Origin of the sequence: Salinibaculum sp. SYNS191 (assembly GCF_037338445.1) — an archaeon.
GTDB lineage: Archaea > Halobacteriota > Halobacteria > Halobacteriales > Haloarculaceae > Salinibaculum > Salinibaculum marinum.
The window spans coordinates 2,936,661-2,961,010 of sequence record NZ_CP147838.1; the positions used below are offsets into that span (position 1 = coordinate 2,936,661).

Below are 24,350 nucleotides of genomic sequence, written 5' to 3' on the forward strand. Positions count from 1 at the left end.
CACAGTGACTGTGTACATGAGACGCATGGTCCTCGCTGTCACGGCACGCCCCACTGGTTGATTCACATGACCTCGAACTCGCCGACCGACCTCGACCGCGTTCGCACACGCCACAGGGACCTCGCTTCGCGCTTGCTGCCGGGGGGGCCTCTCGAACACTACGTGGGCGGTGAGTGGATACGCGGGACGGCCGACGACACGTTCACGTCGGTGAACCCGACCACGGGAGACCCGCTCGTCACCGTCCACGAGGGAACGAAGACGGAGGTCGACCGGGCAGTCGAGGCGGCGTGGGACGCCTTCGACGACCACTGGTGGGACTCGACACCGGCCGACCGGCAGCGACTCCTCCAGCAGATGGCGAACCGGCTGGAGAGAGAGGCGGAGAAATTCGCCCAGATAGAGGTCCTCGACAACGGGAAGCCGATTACCGAAGCGCGGCAGGACATCGACCTGGCGATAGACCACCTCCGGTACTTCGCGGGCGCTGCCCGGAACCTGGAGGGGAAGACGGTGCCCCACGGCGACCTCCACATTCAGACGGTTCGCGAACCCTACGGCGTCGTCGGACAGATCGTCCCCTGGAACTTCCCGCTCCTGCTCGCGGTCTGGAAGCTCGCGCCGGCACTCGCCGCGGGCAATACGGTCGTCCTCAAACCCGCCGAGCAGACGCCGGTGTCGTTGCTCACGTACGTCCGGGAGATAGAGGACATCCTGCCCGAGGGCGTCGTCAACGTCGTCACCGGGTTCGGACCGGAGACGGGGGCTCCGCTTGTCTCGCACGACCGGGTCCCGAAAATCGCGTTCACGGGCTCGACGGAGGTCGGCCGTGGCGTGATGAAGGCTGCGGCGAACACCATCAGCGACATCACGCTCGAACTCGGCGGGAAGAGCCCGCTCGTCGTCGCCCCCGACGCGGACCCGGAGCGTGCGGCCGAGACGGCAGTCGACGCGATGTTCTTCAACGGCGGCGAGTGCTGCAGCGCGGGCACACGGCTGTTCGTCCACGAGTCGACCGCGGAGGAGTTCGTCCCCGCGTTTCTGGACCGCGTCAGGAACCTCCAGATGGGTGACCCCCTTGACGAAGCGACCGATATCGGCCCGCAGGTGAGCCGTGCCGAGGTCGAGAAGACGCTACACTACGTCACGCTGGCCCGCGAGTCCGAGGCGCGAATCCTGACGGGCGGCGGCACGGTCGAAGAGGGCCTCCTGGCCGAGGGCTGCTTCGTCGAACCGACGGTCGTCGCGGACGTCGCCGTCGACAGCCCCGTCGTCCAGCAGGAGATATTCGGTCCCGTCGAGGTGCTCATCGAGTGGGACGACTACGAGGCGATGATCGCGGAGGCCAACGACGTCGATTACGGCCTGGCCGCCGGGGTGGTCACGAACGACCTCTCCTTCGCCCACAGGATATCCAGGGACCTGAAGGCGGGGAACGTCTGGGTCAACACGTTCAATCGCCTGCCGCCCGGCCAGCCCTTCGGCGGCTACAAACAGTCGGGTATCGGGCGGGAGGGGGCCATGGAGACGCTCCACGAGTACACCCAGACGAAGTCGGTGACGATGGCGTTCGAGGAGTGAGGAGACCGGTCAGTAGCCGCTGAGCGTGAACTCCCCCATCTGGGTGTAGGTCGTCATGCCAGAGGAGTGGGGCACTTCGTCGGTGCGACCCTCCATGAGGAGCCAGAAGATGACCTGCTCGCCCTGGATGGGTTCGCCGTCGACGTACTGGGCGGGATGGTAGAACCCCAGTTCCGCCTCCGGGTTGAGGACGCGCAGCGCTTCGCCGATTTCGCCCTCCTTCGGTCGGACCACGACGACCTCTTTCATGTCGTCGAGGGGGATGTCGATGGTCTCCGGTCCGTTCGGGTTCGTAAAGCGGACCATCTTCTCCTCGTCGCCCTGGAGGTAGAACTCCGACTCGGGCGTCTGCCACTGGTCGCCGTCGAACACCTTCGTCTCGACGCCGTTCGTCGTGCCCGGCGTCGGCTTCGTCATCCAGTTCTCCAGGTAGTACTGGGCGGGCCCGTCGTTCTCGCGCTCGCGGTAGGAGTAGAACTCAGTCACGTAACCGGGGCCCTGGCGCTGCCAGACGGGCATGAAGACGCCGTCCTCGTAGAACTGGTAGTTGATGTAGTAGTTGTACGGCGCGAAGCGGTGTCCGGAGTGGAAGTCACGCGCATTCTGGACGGCGCCGGTGTGGTAGTGCGTGCGGATGTTGAACCCGCCCGGGCGCGAGGCAGTCGACGGGTACTCCGTCTTTCCGAGGACGCCCGGGCCACCGAGGCTGAGGCTGTGGATGTCCCAGTAGAGGAGTTCGCCGCTGAACACCGGGTCGTCGTCGGGGAACATGAATTCCAGCGTGTTGCGTCCGTTGCGCTCGGGCAGGTCGTACCCGGTGGAGGTGCTGAACGGCGCAGTGAGCGAGAACACCGGCTTGCCGTTGAAGTTCGCGCTGACCTCTGCACCGACGGTCCGCGGTCCGGACCACTCGACGGTCCAGCCCGACTGCTCTATCGTGTTCGGCGGCTCCTCGATGCGGTGGTAGCCGTTGGGGGCCGTAATCTGTGGGCGCTGCATCATCGGCGGTTCGGGCACCTCGCCGAGCACCGACTCGCCGGGCGGGTTCGTGTTCCGGGCCATCTGCTGTGGCGGGTGCTCGACGAAGTCCTCGACGATGTTGACGTCGAGCAGTTCGAGTTCGTCCCCGCCGACGTAGATGAAGCCGCTGACGACGAAGAGCTGGTCGCCGTCCCACACGTAGTAGATGACGTTCGAGACGTCGCCGTGGGGATAGTCGGCGTACGCGGTGATGATTTCCGCGGCCTTGACCATCGGATACCACTCGTTGCCGTCGAGGTACTGTGTGACCTCGTCGTGGCCGAGGACGAACTCGTGGCGGGACGGGCCGGGTTCGTCACCGTAACTGCGCGTCCAGGTGACGTCGCTCGGCTCGGTAATTTTCAGCGCGACGAGGTCGTCGGTCTGGCGGTCGACGAGCCCGTAGGCGACCTGCCGGTCCGTCGCGGTGACCTCGAAGTTCCCGGTCTCTGGCCCGCCCTCGACGCTCATCCCCGTCGTCCCCTGGATGCTTATCGCGTCGAGACGGTTGGTCAGCGGGTCGTAGGCCTCGAAGGAGGCGACCCAGTCGCTCGCGAGGTCGTTGACTGCGGGGTCGGCAACCAGCGCCTCGACGGCCTGTCGCTTGCGATAGGACCACAGTTCCTGGAAGGCGAAGTCGCTGACGTCCCGCGGTCCAACTCGGCGTGCGGACGTGATTCGCTCGCTCGGCTCCGGCGGGTCCGAGGGCTCCTCGGGGGTCTCCGTCGCCGTTTCGGTCGCCGTGGCAGTGGCCGTCGCCGTCTCGGCCTCTGTTTCGGTCGCCCCGGCCGTCGGGGTGGAGTCGCCCCCGAACATCCCGCAGCCGGCAAGTCCGGCCCCCGCTGCCGCACTCATGGCGGCCACGAACTGTCTGCGGGTAGTCTCTTTGAGTTGCGTACGTACGTCTTCGTCTGACATGGCTTGACACATTATGATATCACCTTTCACTTATAAATTGGGGTTATTATTGAATTTCATCTCCGATGTCACGACGGCTAGGGCGGCGAGGTATTGGCGCGTGTTGCTGGCTACTGGTGGTTCCACGGCCCGAACTCGCGCCCTCTCGTCTCGATCTGCGCCCGGATCTGCGACCGACCGGTTCGAACCAGCGACAGTATAAATAGGGGTTGCCCGTTTCAGGACAGCCACATAGACGTATTTTATAATCCAAAAGCTGGATTTCATCTCATAGTATAATTCCATCTCCAAAAACTATTTCATGCGGGCTCAGACACATAGGAACTGTTCACATGAGTCAACGACTCTCGCGTCGTGCCCTGCTTCGAACGACCGGTGCCGTCGTTCTCGCGGGTACCGTGGCGGGCTGTAGCGGCGGTGACTCTCCCTCGGGTGACGGGGGAGACCAGTCGACGGCGACGGACACCCCGACGAATACGCCGACTGCCACGGCGACCGAAACCAGCACCGAGTCGGGTGGGACGTCTATCGAGGAGTTCCTCTCCAACACCGGGAACTTCGACGGCATCCAGGACGAGACCGGCAGCAGCTCCGTCGACGTCGAAGTCGGCACGCAGGGGAACGTCGCCTACTACGCCTTCTCCCCGGCAGCGATTCGCATCGACCAGGGAACGACGGTCACCTGGACGTGGACCGGGCAGGGGAGCCAGCACAACGTGGTGGCGGTGGAAGGCGGAGATTTCGAGAGCGAGCTAAAGAGCGAGGCCGGGGCCACCTTCGAGCACACGTTCGAGGAGCCCGGGACGGTGCTGTACGTCTGTGTCCCCCACGAGGGGACGGGGATGAAGGGCGCTGTCGTCGTCGAGTAGTCCACATTCCGCTATCGGGGCAGCGAACGCGTGGTATCGCGTTACACAAAGCAGTCTTTGAGCTAAACCAGCTATTACCTTCGAGGCGATAGTCATCCGGACTGATGACACGTCGATCAATCCTTCTCGTCGTCCTCGCGACGGTAGTCCTGGCGGGGTGTGCCGGCCAACAGAGTACCGGCACACCGTCGCCTGAATCGCCGTCCGGGGACGCCTCAGGTATCGAAGTGAACCAGATTCCCGGCATCGAAAATGGGACGCTGACGGACGCGACAGTCCTCGCAGAAGCGAACGGAGAGACGCTGGTCGAGACCGGTGCTCGCCTCCATCTCGACGAGTCCTCGCCCGAGATGGACTCGGAGGCGACCCTCACCATCGGGTCGACCGGCACGTACGTCCTCTCGACGACGCGGTCGACCGGTGGCCAGACAGCCAGTGTCGACTACTGGAGCAACGAGTCGACGGCCTTCGTTCGCAGCCAGAGCGGCGACCGGACCCAGTACCGCCAACTCGAGCGAGGGCTGGGCGTGCTCGACGAGTTCAACAACTCCATCAGGGAGTATCTCGCAGCCGGCACGTTCACGGTGCAAAACGACTCGACCGACGGCACCACGGTCGTCCTGACTGCAGACGACTTCACCACCTCGGACGACGGCCCGCTCGCCGGCGCCAGTTCGCTGGAGGGCCGTCTCGTCCTGAACCAGGCTGGACAGATTCAGAATCTCACGGTCACCGGCCAGGCCAGCGGACAGGCCGTCCGGTACGACTACGAACTGGTTGACCCAATCATCGAACGGGCGTCAAAGCCCGCGTGGGTCGGTGAGGTCCCCGAGACAGCGACGCTGAATCCCCAGCTGTCCATCGACGTCGAAAACGAGTCCGTCGTGAAACTCTCGCACGAAGGGGGCGACCGCGTCCCGGCCAACGCGACGTTCTCGCTCACGAGCAACGACATGAGTGGGACCGTGACCCTCGACACCGCACTCGACGACGGCGAGACCCGGTACGTGTTCTTCGGGGCGAGCGACGGAGAACTGACGCTCACTACCGAGGCCCCCGCGGCCGACGAGACGGCGTCACTCAGCAGTCCGATATCGGTTAGCGTGACGACTGCCGACGGCGCCGGCCTCTACAGCGGCGGTATCGCCTGGGAGTCGGCGTCTGCCGGCGAGGGCAGTGCGGGTTCCTCCGGCAGTGGCTCGGGCGAACAGTGAGGTGAGACAGTCGGAAACCCGCGTCTGCGACGCGTCCAGCAGACGACGCCAGCCAGAAAATCCGCCCCGATGCCGCACTCTCAGTTCAGCGGCACGGGCTCGACGTCGAAGTCCAGGTGGACGACGTTGTTCTCCTCGGAGAACACGAGCGTCGGGGTGCGACTGAGCGGTTCGGTCACCTTCCAGGAATCCTCGACGGTGTCGCCCTTGTACTCGTCGTCGCTGAAGGCGTCTTTCTCGCGCAACTCGGCGCTCACGACGATCTCGGCGTCGTCCATGTACTCGTTCCAGGTCTTGTTCTCGGGAATCTCGAACGAGACGGTCTTGTCGACGCCGACCAGCGTTTTCGTGCTCCCCTCGTCTATGGTCACCTGCTCGTCGCGGTCTCTGCTCCAGTCACTCCCCGGAATGATGATCGTCGTCTGATCCGGGTGCGAGGCCGCTATCGCGAGGTCGCCGTAGATTTTGAGGTTGCCGCCGCCGTCCCCGCCGGCGTTCTTGACTGTCAGCCTGACGTTGTGGACCCGGAACTTCCGCGTCTTGGGGTAACAGCTTCGGGCGTTGTACTCCGTCGTGAGGTACGTGTTCGCGCGGTCCTGCGTGGTGAGATAGCGCGCCGTGAACCCGATGGGGGCTCCCGGATTGTCGGGGCTGTAGTTGGCTCCCTCCAGGATGTAGCGCCTGAGTTGGGTGAGTCCGTCCTCCCCGAAGTTGCTGACGAGGCGGCCGGCGTCTGCCGCGCCGCCACCGATCGCCTGGCCCCTGAGACGCGTCTCGTTGAGCACCCGACGGTTTTTCAGATCCAGACTGCCGCTGCCCGTGCCAGCCATCCCGCGGAAGGTGGCGTCGAGCGACGCTTTCATGTCCCGGACCGAGTGTTTGGACTCCGCCGAGAACAGGAGTATCCGCCCGAAGGACACGTCGGAGACGAGCAGGTCGTTTCGGTCTATCACCGACGAATCGGTGATGAAACTCCCGTTGGGGTTCGGGAACGTGATTCCCATCAGGTAGTACACTTGATAGTACTTCACGAGCAGCTTGTTCGTCGTCGAGGAGTTCGAGTAGCTGAAGTCGCCCTCGATGCTGGTGCTGAGGCTGTTGTAGTCGACCCCCAGATTGATGTCGAGGTGTTTCTCCGAGTGGACCTGTTCGATGTCGAAGGAGAGCTGGGCGGCGCTCGTCCCCTGCTGGACGTCGCTCAGCAGTTCGACCCGTGCCTGCTCCACGCCGTTGCTCGTCGGCGGGTCGATGACCTTGCTGACGTTGGGATTCTGATTGCTGAACCGGTTGGCGTCGGTGTACAGCGTCAGCGTAATCGGATTGCGGACGTCCACAGCCTGCCTGTTGGGCAGGCGGTCCGGCGAGAGTGCCGACCCGTAGCCCCCGTTGGCTATCGACTTTGCTGGGATTATCGCACCGGGCCAGATCTCGTTCAGCCGGTGGTTCAAGACGAGGTTCTCGGTCAGCAACCCACCGCCCTCGGCGGTCGCACGCTGGCTCTGCGTCGTGCAGATCATGTCGTTTTGCTGCTCGCGCTGTTTGCTGTTCAGCGCCTGCGTCCCCGCACTTTGACCATCCGGTGTCACGGCGACCTGGATGCCGCTCGAATCCTCGGTCGTTCCCGTCGGCGTTCCCGGCCCGCTGTCCCCACCACTCGACGAATCCGAGTCGAATATCGGGGTGAAGATGACCGTATCGTCGTTTATCAACCCCGGGTCGAGGACCGTCGTGTTCGTCACGATGTCGGGGTCGATGAGTTCGGGCGTCAGATTCGGGTCTATCTCGGGGAGCGCCGTCGAGGTCGCGGTCGGCGTCGCGGTGGGCGTCGGCGTCTGTGTCGCCGTTGCCGTCGCCGTCGCGGTCGTCGTCGGCGTTGCAGACGACGGCGGCCGAGAGGTCACGACGGGGGTCGGTTCCGGCGTCGAGTTCCCGCCACCACCCCCCAGGTCCAGACTGAACGAACAGCCCGCAAGCGTCGTCGCCCCGAGCGAGCCGAGGGCCCCCAGAAACTTCCGTCTACTATCCCCTTGCTTATGTTTACTCTCTTTACTCATCTAATTCTAAGGAAAAATTCTGGCAGTTCACATAAGTGTTATGGTGAGAATAGAACAAAAGCATCTGAGCAGGCTCAACAGACGAGTTCTACGACTCTATCATCTCTCTGTCTAATTCATATCAGTCTCATTGTTATGATAAAAAGACTGTCTGAATTGATTTATATTGTGGTACCTTTCCGGTTCGGCCGCTGTCCCTGATGGAAATAGAGCAAATGGACGCGGGTGTCATCGGTCCCGGCGACTGGCCCCGGCCTGTCCTCCCCGTGCTGTGCGCACACACTCTCGCTCTAGCCGAGGCGAAACGGTATTCGCCAGTGGCTGGTTCGACTCGCGTGCAGTCCGTCGCCGGGTAGCGTCCCGTGGCTACTCCTGGTCTTCGGGGAGCTTTCCGCTCAGCGCGGCGAGCCAGTTCTCCTTGACGGTCAGGGATATCTGGGCCCGACCGATGAGGTTCGATGGCTCGATCGGCTTCGGTTCCTGGGCCATAGCCACCAAATACACCTGTATAAGCATAAAGCGTTGACAGCACTTTCGCAGCGAGAAAAGACCCGCTCCAGCGCGTGCGGGCCCTCACTCCAGCAGGTGACGCCGGAGAAAGTCCCCCTGGCGGCTGACGATGTCCTCGAACGGGTCGCCACGGTAGACGTCGAAGTGCCCCACCGGGTATCGGACTCGTTCGACGTCGTCGAGTTCTCGCACCAGACGGTCGGTCGTCGCGTCCGGAATGATTGTGTCGTCCTCGGCCTGCACGACGAAGACGGGCACTTCGACGTCGCTAGCGCGTGATATCGGTCGGTAAACCAGGACTGTCAGCGCGATTCGCGCCGGACACCGATTGTCCCACTCCTCGCCCTCTGGAATCAGCGCTTCGAAGCCGTCCATCGCATCCGGGGTGTTGAGGATGGCGAACTCGTCGGGCGGCCCGGCCAGCGGGACGTAGTAGGGCTCGCGGCGGAGTACAGTGCGCCCGAGGTCCCGTATCGCCGCCGTGACTGCGTTCTCCAGGTAGGCGAATCCGCCGGCTCGGACCAGCTTTCCGACTGTTCGTGGCCCGTCGACGAACGGTACCTGGGCGACGACGGCGGCGACGTCGTCGCGACGGGCAGCGACTTCGACGACGTGGCCGCCGCTGAAGGAACTCCCCCACAGCGCGATACTATCGCTGTCGACGTTGGAAAGCGACTGAACGTAATCGACGGCGGCGTGCCAGTCCGCCAGGTGTGCGGACGGGTCGATGAGATTCTGCGGATCTCCCTCGCTGTCCCCGAAGGTTCGATAGTCGAAGAGGAAGGTCGCGATACCTGCCTCGGCGAATCGCTCGGCGAAGGCCGGGAGTCGCCACGTCCGTTCGCCACCGAACCCGTGGGCCATGACGACGACCGGGGGCTGCTCGACAGCCGTCGGCTCGTAGAGCCAGCCAGCACACGACGTGCCCTGGCTCTCGAACGTGTGGTCGTGACGCGTGGCTTGCATACACGGCCCCAATCGACTCCAGCGTCTTTGGCTTTCTCTGACTTCTCACCTGCCGGGAAACACACTATTTTATTACAGATTTGTTGCACAAAAACTACGGATGACTCGCGGGATGCTCCTGGGCATCAAATCGCGTGCGGAGGGTGTCACGCCAGATGCGACTCCCTCTCAGTCGTCGTGATCCGGTGGACCGAGCGGGACGCGAGAATCGCGATTGCGATCTCTAACCCACCAGCGGCGAGAAATGCGGGGAAGTAGCCGTACAGTTCCGTGACGGTCCCGCCGACGAGGAACCCGCTGAGCATGCCGAGGCTGCCGAAGACGTTGAACCCGCCCATCGCCGCCCCGCGTTCCGTCGCCGGTACGATGTCGGTGACCAGCGCCATCGTCGTCGGCGAGACCAGCGCCCCGCAGAGACCGACGACCACCATCAGGCCCGCGGCGAGATAGTAGCCCGGTGCCAGTGCAACGGCGATAATCGCGACGCCGTACAGAAGCGACCCGACGACGACCGGGATGAACCGGCCGATACGGTCCGACAGCGAGCCCACGGGGTACTGAAAGACCGCGAACGGGACGAAAAACAGCGCCAGCGTGATACCTGCTGTTGCGGCGTCGATTTCGAACGTGTCCCTGAAGTACGCGACGCCGGTCAGCGCGAAGAAGCCGGCCGTCAGGCGGTCGATGTACCCGAACGCGAACGGGACGACGAGTTTCGGCCGGGTGCGGACGCGGTCGACGACCGTTCCGACGGGGAGACCGCCACCGGAGCTGCGGTCGGGAACCGTCGCACCCAGGAGGGCCGCCCCGGCGAGCAGGGCCGCACCGCCGTACAGTGGCGCTAGCGGGTGGAGCGCGGTCAGTTGGCCCCCGACGACCGAGCCGAGGGCTGCCCCGAGTCCGATGGCCGTGCCGGCGGCACCCATGTTCCGGCCGTTGCCCCCCGAGAGGTCCATCAGCATCGTAATCGACAGCGAGAACGCACCGATGGTGAACGCGCCGCCGACGACGCGCAACAGCAACACGACGTCGAACCCGAGTCCGATGCTCGGAGCGAGCGCGACCGCCAGGTAACTCGCGGCACCGCCCGTCGCCCCCAGTACGACGAGTGGTGTGCGAGAGCCGAGCGAGTCGCTGGCGATACCCCACAGGACAGCACAGACGACGAACGCACCGAACTCGGCGACCAGGAACCACGTCCCGGCGAGGATGCTCTCACCGCCACCCAGCGCCGTCACCGTCTCGTCGAGACCCGGGTAGAGAAACACCTGTGAGACGAGGACACCCCAGACCACGAGTGCGAGACGGGAGCGTTCGCTCATCGCAGCACCGCCCTCTCAGCGGCGACCGTCGGATCGAGAGTGTCGCTCACAGTTTACGGATTCACCTGTTGGTACAGTCACCGGCGTCCGCGACGACTGGCCGATGACGAGGCCGTCCGACATACACCCTACGTACGGCGTGACTGTGAAAAAACTCTTCTTCTCAGCTGTGTGGAACATCGACGAGATGGCCTTGCTCTTTCAGCGGGGTATTCCAACCTTCACTGAATGTGGTGCAGAGAGAAAGGACGCACACGCTTGAGGACGCGACCGTCTGCGCAGATCAACAACCCCTGCTATGGTATCGTTCCCATATCCTTTTCACCTATGGCAACAATACCATAGGCAGGGATGGCACCCTACCACCCAGTCGACGACTGGTCGTACACGGAAGACGAGAAAGTCGTCAAAGTGACAATCGGCACCACCGACGACGACGCATATCCCAGCGGGTGGCGCTACGCGCTCCACTACGGGACTGTCGACGGTGAAACGATCCTCAGGTACGACAATGCCCGCGAGGAAACGAAAGGCCACGAGAAGCACACCGGGAACAATGTCGAGACGATCGACTTTCCGGGAATGGTGCCGCTGTACGAACGGTTCCTTGAAACGGTCCGGTCGGACCTGGAGGACGTGCCACGATGACGGGTGTAGGTGCTATCAAACGGAGGAATCCATGACCAAACTCAAAATAACGGTCGGCAGCGTGGACGGGCTAGCAGAGCGAACGAGTGACCGCCTCGCAGCCGTCGAGTCGGGGACCGACCCCGAGAACCTGGACGAGGTGCAACCCGAGTTGCGTTTCAGGTCATACAGCGAACTGTTCGACCTCCTGAGCGAGCAGCGCATCGAGCTCCTGGAAGCTATCACCACCCACGAGCCGGAGAGTATCAGGGCAACGGCCGACATCGTCGACCGCGACTACAAGACCGTTCATCGACAGCTGGGCGAGTTGGCGGAACTGGGGGTTGTCGAATGGGCGGATGCGAAACCCGGGACTGCCAAGAAGCCGCAGTTCCCGTACGACGGACTCGAAATCGACCTGGACCTCGTCGACGACGACCGACTGGATCCGGCGACAGCGTGACCTCTCGAACTCTGTCACGTCCGGGCTCGACACACCGACTACCGCCGGGCGACCGTCGCCTCGATATCATTCTCGGGTCTGAGCTGGAGCGACGGGGTGAAACGCAGCGGGCCGTCCATCGAGACGTCCAGGTCGACGCGGCCGAGCATCGTCGCCAGCACCAGCGTCAGCTCCCGGCGGGCGAACTGCGCGCCGATGCAGTTGCGAGGGCCGCCGCTGAACGGGAAGTACGCGTACTCGGGCCGGTCGGTCGGCTCCGCCCACCGCGCAGGGTCGAATGTCGTCGGGTCATCCCAGAACCGTTCGTCGCGGTGGACGACCCGCTGGGGGAGCAGGAGCTGCGCGCCCGCTGGCAGTTCGTACCCACTCAGCGTCACTGGCTCCGTCGACTGGCGACTCACGCCGAGTGTGGGCGGATACAGTCGAAGCGCCTCTGTGACCACGTTCCGTGTTCGTTCGAGGTCGTCGTAGGACTCGGCGTCTGGACGCCCGTCGCCGACGACGTCGCGGTACTCCTCTCGGAGTGACTCGTAGACGTCGGGATGCTCCTCCAGCAGGTACCAGACGTACGTGAGCGCGACCGACGGCGAGTCGTGGCCCGCCAGCAGCAAAGCCACCACGTTGTGGCGAACCTCGGCGAGCGTGAGTTTGCCGTCGGCGTGGGCGTCGAGCAACACCGAACAGACGTCGTCGGCCGACTCCGAGCCCCGTCTCTCGTCGATAATTCCATCGACGAATTCGTCGAGTTCGCCAACTGTTCGCTCGAAGCGCCGCTGTGTCGGCGTCGGTATCCAGTCGGGGAGCAACTGCCCCGGTCTGCGGAAGTTCGCCCGGTCGACGAGTGCGTCCGCAGCGTCCATGACGACGTCTTCGCGCCCGCGCACGTCGATATCGAGGAGGGCGTCGGCGAGGACGTTCACGGTCAACAGTCGCAGTTCACGATAGAGGTCGATTCGCTCGCCGTCGTCCCACTCGTCGACGAACGCTGCCGTCGTGGCTGTCATGCGGTCGCTGTATCGGTCGAGTGCGTCGCGCGTGAAGGCGGGCCGGAGTGCGCTGCGGAGGCGCGTCCAGCGCTCTCCGGTCGTCGTCGTCACCGCGTCGTCCTCGACGCCGCGGAACGTCTCGCGCTGTGCCTCGCTTATCGTGAATCTCTCGTGGTCGTCGGCGAGGATTCGCTCGATTGCTGCCGGGTCGGTCACCATGTACGTCGTCAGGCCTGGCGTCTCTATCCGGACGACGTCGCCGAGTGTGGCCCACTCCTCCATCGCTCCGACCGGGTCGCGCGAGAACGCGAGGCCGTTCCCGAGGAGGGGAACCCCCTCTGGCGTCGGTGGCGAGGGGGCTTCGCCGCTGGCCGCACCGTGATGGGTCATGCGTACGTCTTCGACCGCCGCGGTGTTCGATATCACGGCGAAGCTCCTAGTTTCTTTTTATATCGAGGCGACGACAGTCGTACAGTGACATGAAATATCTCGATTTCCGACTTCGCCTGCCCGACGAGATGCTCCACCCGATGCAGGAGTTCATCCGCACGGACGAGGCCGTCCGCTACGAGGAGATGCTCGCCTGGCGCGTCCGACCCGACGAGGGCATCGAATACGCCCTGTACTACGTCGAAGCGGACCTGGAGCCGTACCGTGCGGCGACACGGGACATCGAGACGACCATCGACTGTCGCATCTCCCCCATTGACGACGTCTCTGCGCACGTCTGGGTCTGCGAGGAGACGCGTCCGGAGACGCGGGCGTGGCGCGACGCCTTCGCCGACCGACAACTCATCGTCGTCCCGCCGATTCGATTCGACGAGGAGGCCGCCATGGAGATGACGCTCGTCGGTGATGGGGGCGACATCAACGAGACGCTCGACACCGTGCCCGATGTGGTGGACGTGACGGTCAAAGAAATCGGCACCTACGACCGCCGCGGTGGGACGCTGGCGGGGACACTCACCGACCGCCAACTCGCCGCCGCCAGCACGGCAGTCCGACTCGGCTACTACGAGGTCCCCCGTGCGGCCACGCTCGCGGACGTCGCAGAGGCGCTGGGGTGTGCCGAGAGCACCGCATCGGTTCTGCTCCGCCGGGCCGAGCGTGACCTGCTCTCACGCGTCCTCGACCGGTATGGGGGGCGGGCCGAGTCGCCCTCCGCGTAGACTCAGGGTGGACCCGAGCAGGGATGCGCCCGCCTTTTTCTCCAAGCGCTTTTATTGAATGCCCGACGAGTATCGGGACATGAAAGCTGTCGTTCTTGCCGCCGGCGAAGGCACCCGCTTGCGGCCACTGACCGAAGACAAACCGAAGGGAATGGTCGAGGTGGCCGACAAACCGATTCTCACGCACTGTTTCGAGCAACTCGTCGAGCTCGACGCCGACGAACTGCTTGTGGTCGTCGGCTACAAGAAAGAGACGATCATCGAACACTACGGCGACGAGTTCGAGGGCGTACCGATTACGTACACCCACCAGCGCGAACAGAATGGGCTGGCTCACGCCCTCCTCACCGTCGAGGAGCAGATCGACGACGACTTCATGTTGATGCTCGGCGACAACATCTTCCGAGCCAACCTGCACGACGTCGTGAACCGACAGCAAGAGGAGCGCGCCGACGCTGCCTTCCTCGTCGAAGAGGTCCCCTGGGAGGAAGCCTCCCGGTACGGGGTCTGTGACACCAACAAGTACGGCGAGATTACGGAGGTCGTCGAGAAACCCGAGGACCCACCGTCGAATCTCGTGATGACTGGCTTCTATACGTTTACGCCGGCCATCTTCCACGCCTGCCACCTCGTCCAGCCCTCCAACCGCGGCGAGTACGAAATCAGCGACGCGGTCGACTTGCTGATTCACTCCGGGCGGACCATCGACGCCATCCGCATGGACGGGTGGCGCAACGACATCGGCTATCCTGAGGACCGCGACGAGGCCGAACAGCGACTTCTCGATGAAACCGAGTCTGATACCGAAGAGGAGTCTGATTCGGCCGCGGCCGAAGCGGACACGACCGCGAAGTAGGCGGCGACAACGCGGGAGATTTTTCACTGCTCTCCGTTTCGAGTAGCACAATGCGAATACTCGTCACCGGTGGCGCTGGCTTCATCGGCGGTCACCTCGCCGAACGGTTCGTCAGCGAGGGCCACGACGTGGTCGTACTGGACAACTTCGACCCGTTCTACGACGTCGGCATCAAGGAACACACCGTCGAGGTGTGTCGCGAACGTGCTGAAGACGGCAACGGAAGCTACCGCCTCGTCGAAGGCGACGTTCGCGATGCCGAACTCGTCGAGGAACTGGTCACCGACAGCGACTACGTCTATCACCAGGCCGCCCAGGCGGGCGTCCGCCCGAGTGTCGAGGACCCGCGGAAGTACGACGAGGTCAACGTCGACGGGACGCTGAATCTGCTGGATGCGGCCCGCGACCACGGCATCGAACGGTTCGTGATGGCATCGTCGTCGTCAGTGTATGGGAAGCCGGAGTCGCTCCCCTACAGTGAGTCGCACAAGACGACGCCGGTCAGCCCCTACGGAGCGTCGAAACTGGCTGCCGAACGGTACGCGTGCGCCTACAGCGAAGTCTACGACTTGCCGGCCGTTGCACTGCGGTACTTCACCGTCTACGGGCCGCGGATGCGTCCGAACATGGCTATCTCGAATTTCGTCTCCCGGTGTCTGAACGGCGAGCCGCCCATCGTCTATGGCGACGGGAAACAGACACGAGATTTCACGTTCATCGACGACGTTGTTACGGCGAACCTGACGTTGCTCGATGAGGGCGCCGCCGACGGGCAGGCGGTCAACGTCGGCAGCACGGACAACATCGAGATTCTCACGCTCGCAGAGGAGGTCCGCGACCAGTTGGCGCCCGAACTCGACATCGAATTCGCTGACCGTCACGACGCCGACGCGGAACACACGCACGCGGATACGTCCAAGGCTGCGGAGTTACTGGACTACGAACCGACGTACACGATTCGTGAGGGTGTCGAGGCCTTCATCGAGTGGTATCGCGCGAATCGTGACTGGTACGAGCCGCTCGTGCGGTCGTCGTAGCCGAATCGAATTCCTTTGGGATGTACTGGTCAAGATGAGTGGCCAACCGTGACCGCTCATCTTTCCGGCGGTACTGCCCATCATAGACCGCACTGATTATTGCCGTCCGACGACTGGCTCAGGTGTGACCGACTGGCCGCCTATCGACCCGACTGATGCGACTGCTGTTGCGGACCGACGTGACGAACTGGTCGCCGCGGTGACAGACCACGCCGGCCAGATTGCCTACCAGCTCGCCCGCCTGGAAGGTGGTGACTACGGCCAGGCCACCATCGAGACCGACCGCGGCGAGTGGACGGTCAAGTACGAGGCTGGTGACCTCTCCTATCTCCGATTCGACCCCGGCCGCGGCAACGAGGTGTACGTCGTCTCGACGAAACAACCACCGGAGCCGGGGCCGCTGGCCAACGCCCTGGCCGACTACGACGCCTTCGTCGCCGGGTTCAACGACTACGTCACCTCGCTCGATGGTGTCCTCGACGACGTCTCGACCGACTTTCCGGAGGTCGCATCCACGGATGCCGTCGTCGCAGAGCGCGACCGCGTCCTGGATCGTATCCGTGAGGTCTGTGACCGCATCGCCGGCGAACTCCAGCGCTACGAGGGTGGCGACTACGGGACGTTCACCACACGGGTCGCGGGCACACGCTGGGAACTCAAGTGGGACCGCGACGGCGTCTCGTATCTCCGCGTCGGCGGGTCCAGCGGCGTCTATCTGCTCTCGCAGTACCAGCCGCCACCTGCCGACGACATCCGCGAATACGCGCCGCGGTTCCGCGAGTTCGTCCGCGCCTACAACGATGACGTTGCCGACCTGGAGTCCGACCTCGAAACGATTCGCCTGTAGTCTATCGTCCTTCGTTAAAAACCCGCTACAAGGACCTAACTCGGCTGTCTGCTGAGTGCTCGAGAGCAGGTCTCCTTCTGCCAGACGGAAGGTTCATACTCTATAGGCATGAACTGCCCGGACATGCGGGTTTCAGTCGTCGTTCCGACGTACAGCGAAGAGCGCTATCCAGACTTCTGTGAGTGCGTCGACGCCCTCCTCGCACAAACCTATGATGACGTCGAAGTCGTGGTCGTGGTCGATGGAAACGAAACAGTCGCCGACCGCGTTGAGTCCGACTACGGCGAGCAAAATAATGTCGTCGTCTACAATGTCGCTCCTAACGCAGGTCCGCTTTCGATGACGAATATGGGTGTTGTTCTCGCCAGTGGTGACATAGTCGCGAATACAGACGACGATGCAGTCCCTGCTGAGGACTGGGTGGAGCGACTCGTCGATGTCTACGAGGGCCGCGACGCCATTGCGGTCGGCGGTCCTATTGAACCCGAATGGGTGGCTCCGAATCCCGGCTACATCCCAGATGAGTTTTACTTCCTCATCGGGGCAAGTCACCGCGGAACACCGGAGACAGAACAGGAGGTCCGGAACACATTCGGTGCGAACCTCTCGTTCAGGCGTGACGCCTACATGAAACTCGGTGGCATCAAAATTGGTGGTATCGATCCCTCTGAAGTACAGGGCCGCGAGACGGAGTTCTGCGCCCGACTACGACAGCACTACGGCGAGGGAGTCATATTCACCCCGAAAGCTCGAGTCCGACACAAAATCTACGACTACCGAACGGATCGCGAGTGGCTCCTCAAGCGAGCGTTCTGGCAGGGATACTCCAAGCGCGCAATGGCAAACCTCGTCCCTGGCGAGAGTGACGACGAATCGGAGTTTACGAAGAACCTCTTTCTGCGCTATCTCCCTGATCGAGTGTGGGGAGCGCTTACTCGTCGCTCCGAGCACGCCACCGACAAACTCCTCATGCTGGTTGCCTTGACCGCCGCCACGGCCATTGGATACCTCTGGGGACTCGTTCGCTGGCGCTGATCCGCGGTAACTTTGTAGGTGGCACCCTGACGGACGGCCATGACTGAGGATGACTTGGAACGGTACGTCACAGTCGCGGAGCCGATAACCCAGGGACGCCGAGCGGGAGAATGTCTTTGACGTACTGGAGTTCGGTCCGTTCCTGCAGGGACCTAAGGTCGAAGCATTCGAGCAGAAGTGGGCAGAGTACTGCGGTTCCGACCGCGCCGTCGCCGTCTCGAACGGCACCGTCGCCATCCAACTCGCGTTGAACGCCCTCGGCATGGAACCGGGCCAGGAAGTCATCGTCCCCGCACTGACCTTCGGGTTGACCGCGACGGCGGTCGGCCACCAGGCGACGTTCCAGTATTCGCCGACATCGATCGCGACACCTATCCGCTCGAGCACACCGATCTTGAACGGTGTGTGACCGGCGAGACGTTCGTCGTGATGCCGTCCACCTGTACGGCCACCCCGCTGAGATGGATGCGATTCGGGTCCTCACAGACGACCGTGGCCTCTACGTCGTCGAAGACGCTGCGCAGGCCCATGGGGCGAGCTACCGTGGGGTGGCTGTCGGGAGTATCGGCGACGTGGGTTGTTTCTCCTTTTACACCACAAAGAACATTACATCCGGCGAGGCTGGTGTCGTTACCACGGACGACTTGGCCGAACGGCTCTAGGGCCTCCGCAATCACGGGATGGAGGGACGGGACAATCATGTTTCGCTGCGCTACAACTACCGGATGGGCGGACTGGAGGGTGCCATCGGTGCCCCCCGGTTGACCGCCTTGACGAGTTCAACGAGCGACGAACAGAGATCAGTGAGCGCTTGTTCGACGAACTGGGCGACCTCGACTGGCTCCGGCCCGCGACCGTCTGCGAGTATGTCGACCACGCCTACTTCTGGACTCCTCTCCAGGTCCGACCGGACGCCATAGGCATGTCTGGCAGAGAGGTATGGGCGGCGCTCAAATAATGCGGCGTCGAGACCCGCCACCGGTACACGCAACCACTGTACGACCACCCCGTCTTCACGGAGCACCGCGGCTTCAACAGCGGTTGGCCGTGGAGCGCCAACCCCAACGACCACGAGTACGACCTCCACCCCCCGAACGTTGAGGCAGTGGTCGGCGACACCTTCGGCCTCCCGAACCATCCCAACCTGACTGACAAGGACATCGAATACGTCGTCGAGACAGTGCGTGCGTTCGGCGACGAGGTCCGTGACCGCCGCGAACGGACAGCAAACAGAAAGCCTTTAACGACCAAATTGGAGATTTACTACTCAATGCGAGTACTCGTAACAGGCGGTGCCGGTTACATTGGCAACTACATTGTCGAGTACCTCCTCGAACGGGGACACGACGTCCGGGTGCTGGATTCGATGCTGTTCGGCGACGGGGCTCTGGAACCGTTCCGAGACCACGACCGACTGGAGGTCAGGGAGGGCGACATCCGTCACATCGATGACCTCTCATATGCGATGGAAGGGATGGACGCCGTCGTCCACATGGCTGGCATCGTGGGCGACCCTGCGTGCTCGGTCAACGAACAGGCGACCCAGTCCGCGAACGTCGAGGCGACCAAGGCTCTCGTGGAGGTCTGCAAACTCCACGACATCGAGCGACTGGTCTTCGCCTCAACGTGTTCAGTGTACGGCGCGAGTGAACTGATGGAACTCAACGAGGGGTCGTCGCTGAATCCTCTCTCGCTGTATGCCGAGTCCAAGATTGACTCGGAAGAGATTATTCTCCACGAGACCCATGACGAGTTCGGCGGTTCGGACGATATCACTCCGACAATCCTCCGCCTCGGAACTATCTTCGGGTGGTCACGCCGGATGCGATTCGACCTCGTGGTCAATATCCTGACTGCCAAGGCCGTCCTTGAGGACGACATCCCGGTATATGGCGGCGAGCAATACCGCCCGCTGGTTCACGTGGAAGATGCCGCGCGCGCATTCGCCGATGTGCTGGAGGCACCCAAAGAAGATGTCGACCACGAGATATTCAACGTCGGCGACAATGACCTGAACTACCAAATCAAGGAGGTGGGCCGACTGGTTGAGGAGCAGGTGCCAGAGGCCGAGGTTCGGTTTGTCGAACACAAGGAGGACGAGCGCACCTACAGGGTCAGTTTCGACAAGATCAATCACATCTTGGGCTGGAAGACCCGACGGGATATCCCCGATGGCGTTGAGGAGATTCGGGAATGGATGACCGAAGAGGAAATCACTGAATACGACGCCGACCACTTCCGAAACTCGGAGTATCCATATATGTGAGTCGGCTCAGCTGCCTTGCTATCCCATCACCTGTCTCAGAGTGAACGACGGCGGAAATCGAGCTCGCTTCACATGTAACCTAGCGTCTTCAGCCGATTGACGACCGAGTCGTCGGTTGTTTCGTCCACGGCATTCTCGTCCACGTACTGCTCTTTGTACTCATTGATATCCTCAGTGAAAAATTCCGATGCCCACTCTGGGATTTCTACACCGCTATCGACTTTCTGCTGCCAACATGGCCGTTCGAAGTCTATCTCCCACTCAATTTGCTCATCAAGTGAGTCCCATTCCCACTTTCTCTCTCCGTCGTAGACACACCGGATAGCGCGGTCCACCCACAGCCAGTCCAACGTGTCCGGATCGAATCCGCTTTTCTTTGTACGCTCTACGAATGCATCGTAGTCCCACGTACCAATCCGTTCTGCGGCAACTCTCTCCCTGGTGATGTCTGGGACGTCCGCCTCTGCGAGGCCGCGCACGAGTTCTCTGATCTGGAGGTGGGAGACGTAGTCGTTGATTTCCTCGCGCCCGAAGGCTTCGTCCGGTGGGTTGACAATCACGAGGGGGACGTGCAATAGCGCCTCTGAGAGGCTGGATTTGTGGTGGACTATATTCTCATCAGCCTCAAATCCGAGATTCTCTCCGTGATCGGCCGTGATGATTACCGTTGTCTCCTCCTCGGTGTTATCCTGGAGGTACTCCACGAACTCGTATACCTTTCTGTCGAGGTAATCGACCGACGCGCCATACAGCTGACGGCGATTGTCGACGTACTCTTCACGGCCTTCGGTCGAACGGTCGAACAGAATGCTATGGTCAACATCCAGCTGAGATGTCCAAGAATGCTCAACGTCGTGAAGATCCCTGTCGAGCCCGGTATGGTGCTGGTAGTAGTGGTGAGCGTCGAGGAAGTTGATGAACATGAAGAACGGCTCCTGACTCGACTGAATCTGCTTCTTGCATGCCCTGATGACGGGGCGAGCGCCATCATCGAATGGCTTGGGGAACGGTTTACCCCGCGAATACTCACTTAGAAACGCCGAGAATCCGTTGTACAGACTTTTGAACGGTCGCTCGTGGGTGAGGCATGCCTTCAAGAATGACATGTATGTCCGGTAGTCTATGTCTTCCCGGTCCGCATCACCGATGAACTCCCCGAGGTCGATGCCCTCATAGAATCGGTTTCCCCAGAGGAGAACAATGGGCTCAGCATACTGGTCGAATAGGGTCTCTAACCCACCCCCTATAGCGGGGTTGGCATTGACACCGAGGTAGGTGTGTTCCGGTAGGTCGGTAAACAGTGAGTCTCGCTCGCTGAGGACGGAGAAATCACGTTCGTTGATGTGGAGATCCCCCTCGGACGGGAGCTCTCCAGAGAAGATGGCGCCATGGCTCGGCGGACTCCACGAACTCGCGGCTCGGGCCTGTTCAAACGAGACGTCAGAGAGTTTCTGGAGTTTAGGAGCGTAGCGATCGAAGAAGTCCTTCCGGACACAATCCAAAATAATCAAAACGATATTCCGTGCCATATCCAGAAAGTTGGCCAAGGCAAGTTATCAATGCTTCGGGGAGTGCTTGCGGGGGGTCACCTAGTCGGTGCGAGCGCCCCAGCGCGTTACACTTACTCGTCCCACCACGTAACATCCTCGCGGATGGTTCGAGCAGGTGTCCCGACGACGCGGGTATGCGGCTTGACGTCGTCGAGGACGGTTGCATTCATTCCGATATCCGCGCCTGCTCCGATGACTGTGTCGTTGGCTATTGCAGCAGCAGGATTGATTCGTGCGCCCTCTTCGATATCCACGTTGCCGGAAATGTTCACAAGTTGCATGAGTTCAACGTTTTCCCCGACAACGACTTGATGACCGATGTGGACGAGATTGCAGATTTTCGCTCCTTCGCGAATAGTCGTGCTGTTTGTCTCGAATATTCCCCGGTCGATGGAGCAATTCGATCCAATGTCTACGTTATCCTCGATCAACACGCTGCCGGAATGTTTCACGCGAGTGTGCGAGAGGTCGTCCTCACGTATCCAACCGAACCCAGTATCGCCTATTGTCGTCCCCGCCATCACGCGACAGCGGTCGCCGATGGTCACCGCCTCGCCGATATGCACGTTCGGCCCAATAATGCACTGGTTTCCGATACTCGCACCTTCGCTGACGACAGCAGTCGGGTGGATTTCCGTCTCCGTCGGCCATTGCCTGAAGAACTCGTCCACGGCAGTCCAGAACCCATGTTTTGGGTCGTCAACCCGTAGAAGAGTCCTACCTTCGGCGGATTCCATCAAGCGCGGACAGACGATGGCCCCGGCGTCGGACGATCGAACGTACTCTGGGTCCTCGTAGACACAGAATGCGAGGTCTGACTCCGTGGCCGCCCCGAGATCGTCGACTCCTGTCACCTCGACTACCTCGCCGTCGTGTTCGGCGTCAATGAGGTCCGCGATTTCGAGTGAGGTTGGCATAAGAAGACTGCACTGTGGACAGCTATGAATATTTTGTCACCGGCGTCGGTCTACGAATGTCGATGCCGGGTGGGATCGGTCAGAGCGGAATCGATTGATGACGCTAGTCGTCAGCGTGTGCGGTCGGTGTGTCGGCGTTTCGCCGTCCGAAGGCGATGGCCTGTTGTTCTTCGACGCTGTCCTCTGTCACCAGGCTTACGCCACCCATCGAGACGAGGCTGGTGATCGACGCGACCGCGAACGCGAGGAACTGGTTCGACTGACTGAACGTGACTCCGAGGCCGAAAAACAGCACGATGTAGGTCAACATCCCGACTGTGAACCCGACCTCGGCACCGCGCTTCGTACTCCCCCTCCAGAAGTACCCGAGGATAATCGGGATGGTTGTTCCGGAAAGGAAGCCGGCGATACCGATTTGGGTCAACATGAATAGGCTGTCCGGTCTGTCGAGACCGATGACGAACGCGGCGACGCTAATACCGACCGCCGAGACCTGACCGACACGGGTCGCCCGGCGGTCATACTTGTCCTTCGCTCCTGTTCTCTGTCGGTCTTCCTCTTCGGTATCGGCGTCCACGTTTAGGCCGCGGACGCGCTTGAGCCACGTGTCCTTGTATAGGTCCTGTTGGATTATAGAAGTCATCGCGTGCAGCAGGCTATCAGCGGTCGTGAGAATGGCCGAGAGGATACCGACGATGATGGACACGGCCAGGACTGGCGGCAGCGCTTCCATCAGATACATTGGCACTACGGCGTCCGCATTTTCGAGGTTCGGAAACATCACGCGGCCCGCAAGGCCAGCCCATATCATGAACACGGACATCGTGAACAGGCTGATGCCCGCCCCAAAGCAGAACCGCTTCAGTTCTGTGCGATTGTCTAGGACGAGCACGCGGTTCATCAGGTGTGGCATCAGGATGAACGCAGTGAGGAACCACGTCATCACTAGCACGCCGAATGGACTGTCGAAGATGAAGTTCGAGGTGGTGCTGTTAAATGTCGTTGCCTTTCCGACTTCAGCCAGACCCTGTACAACGCTGAATATCCCGTTATCGAATACCATCCAGAGACTCACAAATGTGACGGCAGCGAAGATCATCATCAACACGCTCTGGAAGAAATCAGTTAGGATGGTCGTGTGCATCCCCCCGATCGTCACGTAGAACGCGACGATGGCAAGTGCCGCTGCGAGACCGACCGTGTACGGGATGCCGAACAGCGTCCCGAACATCGTCGCCGCACCGACGGCCTGACCGACGATGTAGAACACCAGGAACAGCGAGAGAACGCCGGCCCCGGCGCGGAGGTACGGGCTCTGATACCGCTCGGCTATCCACTCCGGTAGCGTCATGTCTCCGACGCCGAGTCTGCTCATGAGCCAGAACCGCTTTGCGAACAACACGATAGCGATGAAGGGCATCCCGAACCCAATGGTAGACCACCACAGGGCCGGCGTACCATGCGTGTAGGCCATGCCAGGGACGCCCATGAACATATTCGCCGACGCGTACGTAGCTCCGAACGAAAGACCGACGATGAACCCGTTTAGCTTCTTGCTCCCTAGAATGAAATCGCGGAGGGTGTCGGTGCTCTTCCAGCCGTCGTATCCGAGGTAAACGAGAACCGCGACGTACGCCGCGAACAGGAAGGCTGCGAATATTACGAGACCGCCTGACAAGTCAATGCCACCAGCGCCCTGTAGCGGGAGCGAGTAGGATGGCATCATGCGGACCGCCCCCCTGTCTGATTCGATTCCGTGTCTGGCGGTGCCTCTTCCTGTCCGCCATCGTAGTACGCCATCGCGATGACGTACCCAAGGACCAGGAGCAAAACACTCACGATCCAACCGACAGCCCACCACTGGGGTGACGCTGTGCTAGCTAGTATTCCGTACATTGGTTACGACCTCCGAGAGAACTGATGGTTGTTGAGCGGTTCGACAGTCTTGGGATTGAGTGCTCCGAACATGTCACGCTGGCACCGGTCCAACAGCACGTCCTCTCAGGAACTCGTTTAGGTTGTCGAAGAGCCGTTCTGATTGAAGTATGACCATAATTACATTCACGACCGATGTGGCCAGCGGCTTTTTTCTCGCCCTTAATATAAATATAGCGACTCCACTAAGTTACGCCTGACAATCTGG

At 61.8% G+C, this 24,350-nt stretch carries 23 protein-coding genes; 13 read left to right on the forward strand and 10 right to left on the reverse strand.

Going from position 1 to position 24,350, the window contains the following annotated elements; genetic code table 11:
• Positions 1-66: 66 nt before the first annotated feature.
• Positions 67-1,581, forward strand: coding sequence for an aldehyde dehydrogenase family protein (locus tag WDJ57_RS15520; RefSeq protein ID WP_338901763.1), 1,515 nt, complete (start codon positions 67-69; stop codon positions 1,579-1,581).
• A gap of 9 nt (positions 1,582-1,590) precedes the next feature.
• On the opposite strand, the gene WDJ57_RS15525 is transcribed toward WDJ57_RS15520, so the two are convergent.
• Positions 1,591-3,519, reverse strand: a complete 1,929-nt coding sequence (locus tag WDJ57_RS15525; RefSeq protein WP_338901764.1) for a hypothetical protein — start codon at positions 3,517-3,519, stop codon at positions 1,591-1,593.
• Positions 3,520-3,851: 332 nt separating this feature from the next.
• Here WDJ57_RS15525 and WDJ57_RS15530 point away from each other — a divergent pair, with 332 nt between their 5' ends.
• Positions 3,852-4,388 (forward strand): halocyanin domain-containing protein, encoded by a 537-nt coding sequence (locus WDJ57_RS15530; protein ID WP_338901765.1) that lies wholly within the window; start codon positions 3,852-3,854, stop codon positions 4,386-4,388.
• A 104-nt stretch (positions 4,389-4,492) separates the two neighbouring features.
• Entirely contained in the window at positions 4,493-5,602 is a 1,110-nt protein-coding gene (locus tag WDJ57_RS15535) for a hypothetical protein (protein WP_338901766.1), read from the forward strand.
• Positions 5,603-5,682: 80 nt separating this feature from the next.
• On the opposite strand, the gene WDJ57_RS15540 is transcribed toward WDJ57_RS15535, so the two are convergent.
• From WDJ57_RS15540 to WDJ57_RS15555, 4 genes are all read right to left on the reverse strand, one after another.
• Complete coding sequence (locus tag WDJ57_RS15540; RefSeq protein WP_338901767.1) at positions 5,683-7,656, reverse strand: thiol-activated cytolysin family protein; 1,974 nt, start codon at positions 7,654-7,656, stop codon at positions 5,683-5,685.
• A gap of 366 nt (positions 7,657-8,022) precedes the next feature.
• A complete protein-coding gene (locus WDJ57_RS15545; RefSeq protein WP_338901768.1) occupies positions 8,023-8,145 on the reverse strand; it encodes a hypothetical protein in 123 nt (40 codons plus the stop codon).
• 84 nt (positions 8,146-8,229) lie between these two features.
• Entirely contained in the window at positions 8,230-9,132 is a 903-nt protein-coding gene (locus WDJ57_RS15550; RefSeq protein WP_338901769.1) for an alpha/beta hydrolase, read from the reverse strand.
• 146 nt (positions 9,133-9,278) lie between these two features.
• On the reverse strand, positions 9,279-10,454 hold the full coding sequence (locus WDJ57_RS15555) for an MFS transporter (protein ID WP_338901770.1): 1,176 nt from the start codon (positions 10,452-10,454) through the stop codon (positions 9,279-9,281).
• 351 nt (positions 10,455-10,805) lie between these two features.
• Between WDJ57_RS15555 and WDJ57_RS15560 the strand changes: the two genes are divergently transcribed.
• Positions 10,806-11,102 (forward strand): toxin-antitoxin system TumE family protein, encoded by a 297-nt coding sequence (locus tag WDJ57_RS15560; protein ID WP_338901772.1) that lies wholly within the window; start codon positions 10,806-10,808, stop codon positions 11,100-11,102.
• 31 nt (positions 11,103-11,133) lie between these two features.
• Positions 11,134-11,544 carry a transcriptional regulator gene (locus WDJ57_RS15565; RefSeq protein ID WP_338901774.1) on the forward strand — a complete coding sequence of 137 codons (411 nt, stop codon included), beginning with the start codon at positions 11,134-11,136 and terminating at the stop codon, positions 11,542-11,544.
• 38 nt (positions 11,545-11,582) lie between these two features.
• On the opposite strand, the gene WDJ57_RS15570 is transcribed toward WDJ57_RS15565, so the two are convergent.
• Entirely contained in the window at positions 11,583-12,956 is a 1,374-nt protein-coding gene (locus WDJ57_RS15570; protein ID WP_338901775.1) for a cytochrome P450, read from the reverse strand.
• A gap of 53 nt (positions 12,957-13,009) precedes the next feature.
• On the opposite strand from WDJ57_RS15570, the gene WDJ57_RS15575 reads away from it, so the two are divergent.
• The 7 genes from WDJ57_RS15575 (at position 13,010) to WDJ57_RS15600 (ending at position 18,136) form a co-directional block, all read left to right on the forward strand.
• Complete coding sequence (locus WDJ57_RS15575; RefSeq protein WP_338901777.1) at positions 13,010-13,699, forward strand: helix-turn-helix domain-containing protein; 690 nt, start codon at positions 13,010-13,012, stop codon at positions 13,697-13,699.
• 79 nt (positions 13,700-13,778) lie between these two features.
• Positions 13,779-14,555 (forward strand): UTP--glucose-1-phosphate uridylyltransferase AglF, encoded by a 777-nt coding sequence (gene aglF / locus WDJ57_RS15580; RefSeq protein ID WP_338901778.1) that lies wholly within the window; start codon positions 13,779-13,781, stop codon positions 14,553-14,555.
• A gap of 50 nt (positions 14,556-14,605) precedes the next feature.
• A complete protein-coding gene (locus WDJ57_RS15585) occupies positions 14,606-15,592 on the forward strand; it encodes an SDR family oxidoreductase (RefSeq protein WP_338901779.1) in 987 nt (328 codons plus the stop codon).
• A 142-nt stretch (positions 15,593-15,734) separates the two neighbouring features.
• On the forward strand, positions 15,735-16,439 hold the full coding sequence (locus WDJ57_RS15590) for a hypothetical protein (protein WP_338906308.1): 705 nt from the start codon (positions 15,735-15,737) through the stop codon (positions 16,437-16,439).
• A 123-nt stretch (positions 16,440-16,562) separates the two neighbouring features.
• Complete coding sequence (locus WDJ57_RS15595; RefSeq protein WP_338901781.1) at positions 16,563-17,474, forward strand: glycosyltransferase; 912 nt, start codon at positions 16,563-16,565, stop codon at positions 17,472-17,474.
• A gap of 142 nt (positions 17,475-17,616) precedes the next feature.
• The gene (locus WDJ57_RS21645; protein ID WP_417750487.1) at positions 17,617-17,883 is read left to right on the forward strand and encodes an aminotransferase class I/II-fold pyridoxal phosphate-dependent enzyme; all 267 of its coding nucleotides are present in this window, start codon (positions 17,617-17,619) and stop codon (positions 17,881-17,883) included.
• Positions 17,876-18,136, forward strand: a complete 261-nt coding sequence (locus WDJ57_RS15600; RefSeq protein WP_338901782.1) for a DegT/DnrJ/EryC1/StrS family aminotransferase — start codon at positions 17,876-17,878, stop codon at positions 18,134-18,136. Before WDJ57_RS21645 ends, WDJ57_RS15600 begins: the two co-directional genes overlap by 8 nt.
• 56 nt (positions 18,137-18,192) lie before the next feature.
• On the opposite strand, the gene WDJ57_RS15605 is transcribed toward WDJ57_RS15600, so the two are convergent.
• Positions 18,193-18,351, reverse strand: coding sequence for a hypothetical protein (locus WDJ57_RS15605; protein ID WP_338901783.1), 159 nt, complete (start codon positions 18,349-18,351; stop codon positions 18,193-18,195).
• A 228-nt stretch (positions 18,352-18,579) separates the two neighbouring features.
• Between WDJ57_RS15605 and WDJ57_RS15610 the strand changes: the two genes are divergently transcribed.
• A complete protein-coding gene (locus tag WDJ57_RS15610) occupies positions 18,580-19,740 on the forward strand; it encodes an NAD-dependent epimerase/dehydratase family protein (RefSeq protein ID WP_338901785.1) in 1,161 nt (386 codons plus the stop codon).
• A gap of 68 nt (positions 19,741-19,808) precedes the next feature.
• Here WDJ57_RS15610 and WDJ57_RS15615 read toward each other — a convergent pair whose 3' ends face one another.
• The 3 genes from WDJ57_RS15615 to WDJ57_RS15625 all read right to left on the reverse strand — a co-directional run bounded on the left by WDJ57_RS15615 (position 19,809) and on the right by WDJ57_RS15625 (position 23,933).
• Positions 19,809-21,269: a sulfatase-like hydrolase/transferase gene (locus WDJ57_RS15615; protein WP_338901786.1), complete on the reverse strand. Its 1,461-nt coding sequence runs from the start codon at positions 21,267-21,269 to the stop codon at positions 19,809-19,811.
• 92 nt (positions 21,270-21,361) lie between these two features.
• Entirely contained in the window at positions 21,362-22,207 is an 846-nt protein-coding gene (locus WDJ57_RS15620) for a UDP-3-O-(3-hydroxymyristoyl)glucosamine N-acyltransferase (protein ID WP_338901787.1), read from the reverse strand.
• Positions 22,208-22,310: 103 nt separating this feature from the next.
• The gene (locus tag WDJ57_RS15625; protein ID WP_338901789.1) at positions 22,311-23,933 is read right to left on the reverse strand and encodes a sodium:solute symporter family protein; all 1,623 of its coding nucleotides are present in this window, start codon (positions 23,931-23,933) and stop codon (positions 22,311-22,313) included.
• Positions 23,934-24,350 lie beyond the last annotated feature (417 nt).